This is a genomic window from Sphingomonas bacterium, from assembly GCF_903644135.1.
GTDB lineage: Bacteria > Pseudomonadota > Alphaproteobacteria > Sphingomonadales > Sphingomonadaceae > Sphingomonas.
Window position 1 is genome coordinate 1 of sequence record NZ_CAHJXA010000167.1, and the last position, 6,120, is coordinate 6,120.

The 6,120-nt window shown below is 69.8% G+C and carries 7 protein-coding genes; all 7 read left to right on the forward strand.

Annotated features, from left to right (window positions below):
- Window positions 1-86 precede the first annotated feature (86 nt).
- The 7 genes from HUU96_RS09700 (at window position 87) to HUU96_RS09730 (ending at window position 5,969) form a co-directional block, all read left to right on the forward strand.
- A complete protein-coding gene (locus HUU96_RS09700) occupies window positions 87-584 on the forward strand; it encodes a flagella basal body P-ring formation protein FlgA (protein ID WP_174292615.1) in 498 nt (165 codons plus the stop codon).
- Between the two features lie 61 nt (window positions 585-645).
- Window positions 646-963 carry a flagellar biosynthesis anti-sigma factor FlgM gene (gene flgM / locus HUU96_RS09705; RefSeq protein WP_174292616.1) on the forward strand — a complete coding sequence of 106 codons (318 nt, stop codon included), beginning with the start codon at window positions 646-648 and terminating at the stop codon, window positions 961-963.
- The gene (locus tag HUU96_RS09710; RefSeq protein WP_174292617.1) at window positions 950-1,264 is read left to right on the forward strand and encodes a flagellar protein FlgN; all 315 of its coding nucleotides are present in this window, start codon (window positions 950-952) and stop codon (window positions 1,262-1,264) included. Before flgM ends, HUU96_RS09710 begins: the two co-directional genes overlap by 14 nt.
- 32 nt (window positions 1,265-1,296) lie before the next feature.
- Complete coding sequence (locus HUU96_RS09715; RefSeq protein ID WP_174292618.1) at window positions 1,297-2,142, forward strand: lytic transglycosylase domain-containing protein; 846 nt, start codon at window positions 1,297-1,299, stop codon at window positions 2,140-2,142.
- A 16-nt stretch (window positions 2,143-2,158) separates the two neighbouring features.
- On the forward strand, window positions 2,159-4,210 hold the full coding sequence (gene flhA, locus HUU96_RS09720; RefSeq protein WP_174292621.1) for a flagellar biosynthesis protein FlhA: 2,052 nt from the start codon (window positions 2,159-2,161) through the stop codon (window positions 4,208-4,210).
- A complete protein-coding gene (locus tag HUU96_RS09725) occupies window positions 4,207-4,950 on the forward strand; it encodes a FliA/WhiG family RNA polymerase sigma factor (protein WP_174292619.1) in 744 nt (247 codons plus the stop codon). The genes flhA and HUU96_RS09725 overlap by 4 nt, the downstream gene beginning before the upstream one ends.
- Before the next feature lie 239 nt (window positions 4,951-5,189).
- Complete coding sequence (locus tag HUU96_RS09730; protein WP_174292620.1) at window positions 5,190-5,969, forward strand: hypothetical protein; 780 nt, start codon at window positions 5,190-5,192, stop codon at window positions 5,967-5,969.
- Window positions 5,970-6,120 lie beyond the last annotated feature (151 nt).

The window sequence follows — 6,120 nt, forward strand, 5'->3', positions numbered from 1 at the left end:
CTGCCCGCGCGCCGCCTGCTCGTGTCGACCAGCCCGGCGCCGGGCCGCCGCGTCACGCTCACCCTCGCCTTCACCGGGAGCCGTCCATGATCCTCGCCCTGCTCGCCGCCGCCGGCTTCCAGGCCACGGCGTCGCTCGACCGCGCCGTCGCCGCCTTTACCGGCCACGCGGTCGGCGAGGAGGGGGGCGCGCGCACCCCGGTCGACGCCCGCCTGCGCCTTGCCGCCTGCCCGATGGTGTCGCTGTCGTGGCGGACCGAGGCGCATGACGCGGTCGTCGTCGCCTGTTCCGGCCCCGACTGGCGGCTGTTCGTGCCGGTCGTCCGCATCGCCGGGATCACGCCCGCCGCGACCACCGCGATCGCGCAGGCGGCGGTCGCCAAGGCCGCGCCGGTCATCAAGCGCGGCGACCCGGTGCTGGTCGAGGCGGGCACCGACGGCTTCTCGGTCACGCGCGAGGGCATCGCGATGGGCGACGCCGCCCCCGGCAGCCGCTTCCTCGTCAAGGTCGAGGACGCCAAGGGCCCGGTCCAGGCGGTCGCCACCGTCGATGGCCGCGCGGTGCTGCCGGGCTGGTCGCAATAAATGCTAAAGCTTTTGCCGCCACCGCCGTTTCTCGCTTCGTCAGCAGAGGCAAGGTGCGGGCATGGTGGACTCGATAGCGACCAAGGCGATCACGACCGACACGGCGGTGCCGCGCGTCGCCGCGACCACGAAGGTGGCGGCGGCGACATCGGCGACCAGCCCGACAGTCACGTCCGGCAGCTCGGTCGACATCGCCCAGACCAGCTGTCTCGCCCGATCGATGGCCGCCGCCGCGCCGGTCGACGCCGACCGGGTCGCGACGATCAAGAAGGCGATCGCGGAAGGCCGGTTCCCGCTGGTGCCGGCCACCATCGCCGACCGCATGATCGCGCTCAAGCTGCAGTGGAAGCCCTATGACGACCAGCATGACGAGGCGTGACGCCCTGGTGCGCGTGATCGACGCGCTCCATGCCGAGATCGCCGCGCTGAAGGCGAACGACGTCGCCGCGCTGGAGCGTGCGACCGCCGACAAGCTTGCCGGCATCGACGCCGTCGCGACGCTCGGCACCGGCCCGGCCGGCCCCGACCTGCGCGCGCTGGCCGACGAGGCCAACCGCCTCAACGAGACCTGTCGCATCTATGTCAACCTGATGGCGGCAAATGTCCGCCGCCGCCTGCAAACCCTGACCGGCGATGCCGGCAGCGGCCTGACCGGCGCAGTGGCGCGCGCCTACGCCTGAGATTTGGCACGCCTCTTGCTCCGCATGGGGGCATGAACGTCAATCCGATCACCACCAGCCGCATCCACTCGGCGATCGCCTCCGCGTCCAGCGCCACCGGCGTCGATTTTGACTATCTGCTGGGCCAGGCCAAGCTGGAGAGCGGCCTCAACGCCAGCGCGCGCGCCTCCACCTCCAGCGCGACCGGGCTGTACCAGTTCATCGACCAGAGCTGGCTGTCGGTGGTCAAGAAGCACGGGGCCGAGCACGGGCTGTCCTGGGCCGCCGACGCGATCCAACCGGGCGCGAACGGCAAGCTGACGGTCGCCGACGGCGCGACCAAGCAGGCGATCCTGGGCTTGCGCAACGATCCCAGCGTCGCCTCGATCATGGCTGCGGCGTCCGCGTCGGATAACGGCCAGGCGCTGCAGGGCACGCTGGGCCGTGCGGCGACCGGCACCGACCTCTACATGGCGCATTTCCTGGGGCTGGGCGGCGCGACCAAGTTCCTGACGACCATGCAGGCGAACCCTTCGGCATCAGGCGCGTCGCTGTTTCCCAACGCCGCCGCCGCCAACGGCAACGTCTTCTACGCCAGCGACGGCAGCGCGCGGTCGCTGTCCGACATCTACAGCCGCTTCGCCGCCAAGCTCGGCAGCGCCGCGTCCGCTACCGGTGGCGTACCGAGCGCCGGCTATCGATACGCCTCGCAGGCGCTCGACACCGGCGACGGCGCAACCGTCGTCACCGGCAATGGCGAGAGCGCCACCACCGCGCTCGCCTGGGCGCGCGGCATGACCGGGCAATCAGCGGCGCAGACCAACGTCGCCAGCCTGTTCAGGCCGACCCCCGATACCGCGCGGCTCGCCTATATGATGCTCGCGAGCATGGGGGCATAGCCGCGTGAGCCGCTTCCTGCCGACCGCCCGCGGGGCCGCCTTGCCGCTCGCCATCCTGGTGCTGGTGCTGGTGATGGTCGTGCCCATCCCCAAGCAGCTGCTCGACATCTTCTTCATCGCCAACATCGCGATCAGCCTCGCGGTGCTGATGGTCGCGCTCAACGCGCAGAAGCCGCTCGACTTCTCCGCCTTTCCGACTGTGCTGCTGTTCGCGACGCTGTTCCGGCTCGGCCTCAACGTCGCCTCGACCCGCGTCGTGCTGGTGCATGGCCACGAAGGTGGCGCGGCGGCGGGGCATGTCATCGAGGCGTTCGGCAACTTCCTGATCGGCGGCGATTACGTCGTCGGCATCTTCGTCTTCGCGATCCTGATGATCATCAACCTGATCGTCGTCACCAAGGGCGCGGGGCGCGTGTCGGAAGTGTCGGCGCGCTTCACCCTCGACGCGCTGCCGGGCAAGCAGATGGCGATCGACGCCGACCTCAACGCCGGCCTGATCACTCCCGCCGAGGCCAAGGCGCGCCGCATCGAGGTGTCGACCGAGGCGGATTTCTACGGCTCGATGGACGGTTCGTCCAAGTTCGTGAAGGGTGATGCCATCGCCGCGCTGATGATCCTCGCCGCCAACGTCATCGGCGGCCTGATCCTGGGGCCGGTCAGCCACGGCCTCAGCATCGCCGACGCCGCGCACAACTACCTCCTGCTGGCGATCGGCGACGCGCTGGTCGCGCAGCTGCCGTCGTTGATGCTCTCGATCGCCGCCGCCGCGATCGTCACCCGCGTCAACTCGGAGCAGGACCTCGCCGGCCAGATCGGCGGCCAGTTCGGCGCGTCGCGCACCTGGATCCCGGTCGCCGCCATCCTCGGCCTGCTCGGTGTGCTGCCGGGTATGCCGCACCTCGTCATACTGTCGGCCGCCGCCATCGCCGGCTTCGCCGCATGGAAGCTGCGCGTCATCGAGAAGCGGCCGGCGGTGGTCGAGGAGCAGCCGGTCGAGGCCGTCGACCCGTCCAAGATCGGCTGGGACGAGGTGACCGACGCGATGCAGGTCAACATCGACATCGGCTATGGCCTGGTGCCGCTGGTCGACGAGCGGAAAGGCGCGCCGCTGATGGGACGCATCACCGGCGTGCGGCGGCAATTGTCGAAGGAGCTCGGCTTCGTCGTGCCGCAATGCCGGGTGCGCGACGACATCAACCTCGCGCCCTACACCTACCGCATCCTCGTCAACGGCGTCGTCGTCGGCGAGGACCAGGCCAGCCCCGACGAGATGCTGGCGCTCGACACCGGTCAGGCGTTCGGCGCGCTGACCGGCAAGAAGGCTAAGGACCCGACCTTCGGCCTTGATGCCACCTGGATCACGCCGGGCGATGCCGATGCCGCGACCGGTGCCGGCTATCTGGTAGTCGATGCCGGCACGGTGGTCGCGACCCACCTCAACCATCTGCTCGGTCAGAACGCCGCCGACCTGCTCGGGCCGGACGAGGTGCAGTCGCTGCTCGACGGCCTCAAGGAGCGTGCCGCGCATCTCGTCGCCGGGCTGACGCCGGCACCGCTGTCGCTGCCGGCGCTGACCCAGGTACTGCGCGGGTTGCTGGCGGAGAACATCCCGCTCAAGGAGTTCCGCCGCATCGCCGCCGCCATCGCCGTCGCCGCGACCCGGACGCAAGACCCCGACGAGCTGGTCGAGCTGATCCGCCCCGAACTCGGCGCGTTGATCATCCAGAAGCTGTGCGGCGTGCGCGAGCCGCTGCGGGTGATGACGCTGGAGGGTGGCCTCGAAGGGCTGCTCGGCCAGGCCGCGCGGCAGGACACCGGCCGTCGCCATGTCATCGAACCCGATCTCGGCCGCCGGATCGTCGAGGCGCTGCAACGCGCCGCGCAGCCGCTGATCGCCGACGCCAAACCGTTCGCGCTGGTCGTCCAGCCGGCGATCCGCGTCGCCATCCGCAAGCTGGTCCGCACCTGCCTGCCCGACACGCCGGTGCTGTCGTTCTTCGAGGTGCCCGAGGAGAAGGCGGTCGAGGTCGTCGCCGTCATCGGTGCCCAACAGGCGCTCGCGGCATGAGCGCCGAGCCGATGAGGAACGCCTTTGCCGGTGCCGCGCCGCTGACCTATTCGCGCAGCGCCCGCTCCGGCGAAGCCGTCGTCCGCGAGCATCTGCCGCTGGTCCGCCGCCTCGCCTGGCACGTCCATGGCAGCATGAGCACGATCGTCGAGGTCGAGGACCTGGTCCAGGTTGGGCTGGTCGCGCTGGTCGAGGCGGTGGCGGGTTTCGAGGATCGGGGGCAAGTCACCTTGCGCCAATACCTAGTCACCCGCCTGCGCGGCGCGATGATCGACGAGCTGCGCCGCCAGGCGACCACCACCCGCGGCGCGATGCGCCGGCGCAAGCAATACGGTCAAGCCGTCGCCGCCCTGACTCAGCAACACGGCCACGCTCCGGAGGAAGCCACCATCGCACAGCATCTGGGCGTCAGCATCGACAAGCTGCGCGCCGAATATCTCACCGCCGAGGCGGTCCGCTTCGACTCGATCGACGAGGTCTATGCCGACGACCTGCCCTGGTTCGCCGACGACACCCCCGATGCGTTCGAGCAGCTTGCCGAGGCTGACGGCCGCGACGCCCTGATCGCGGCGATCGCCGCCCTGCCCGAGCGCGAGGCGCAGGTGATCCAACTCTACTACGTCGAGGAACTGAACCTGGAGGAGATCGGCCAGGTGTTCGACATCGGCGCGGCGCGGGTGTGCCAGATCAAGGCGTCGGCGCACGCGCGGTTGAAAAAGGCGCTGATGCGGCTGGTATAGCCGGAGCCGCCGCCGCCATTGATCACCTTCGTGCCATGGATTGGTATGTCGGCACCTCGTTAACCATCTTGCAAAATCCCTTGTAAGGATTCGTCATTGGCAGTCGCGTGATCCCCCGCTAGGCAGCGGCTATTCAGGGGGATTACAAGTCGATGACAAAGCGTGCACAGCTCGCCCACCGGGGCGTGACGTCGGTCTGCGGCCTCGCCGTTTCGCGCGCACGGGTGATGCGTGGAGCTTTGCTCGGCACGACGGCGATTGTCGGCGTGGCGCTGGCAGGCCCGGCGGTGGGGCAGGCGACCTACACGGTAACTTCGACCGCCGACGATGGCACCGCCGGAACCCTTCGTGCCGCCATCGTGGCCGCCAACCAGACGGCCGGCACAACGATCACCTTTGCCAATAGCGTCGCCAACAGCACGATCACGCTGACAAGCGAGTTGCCCATCATCACAGGCAACAACACGGTGATCGACGGCGGCGGTCAGGGAGTGACCGTCAGCGGCGCAAATACCTATCGTGCGTTCTTCATTGGCGATGCCGGCCAACTAGGCCGTCCGACGACAACCGTGACCATCGAGAACCTTTCGGTCGCCAACGCGGTTGCGGCGGGCGGCACCGGCGGCGGTGTGCGTGGCGGCGGCGGCGCGGGCTTGGGCGGCGCGGTGTTCGTCAGCTCAACGGGCAATCTTACATTGGCTAACGTCACCCTGGCGGGCAACGGTGCCGCCGGTGGTGCCGGTGGCACCGGGAGCGGCGGCACGTATGGCAGCGGCGGCGGCATGGGCGGCAGCGGTAGCGGCAGCAGCAATGGGGGTACCGGCGGTGGCGGCTTTGGTCGGACGGCTACCGGTGGCAGCAATGGCGGCGCAGGTGGCGCAGGTACGTTCACCGACGGGTGCACAGCGTCGGTGCAGGGGGCAGCGATTCCGGTAGTGCCGGCGGGGCGAATGGCGGCGGTGGTGGGTCGTCCGTCAGCTATGGCGGTGCCGGCGGGGGTGTCGGCGGCGGTTCGGTAACGACGTCGATCAACGCGGCGAACGGTGGTTTTGGGGGAGGTGGCGGTGCCGGAAACGCCGCCGGTGGTAATGGCGGAGTCGGTGGGTACGGCGGCGGCGGTGGTGGCGGCGTGAGCGGCGGCACGGGCGGCGCTGGCGGCTTCGGCGGCGG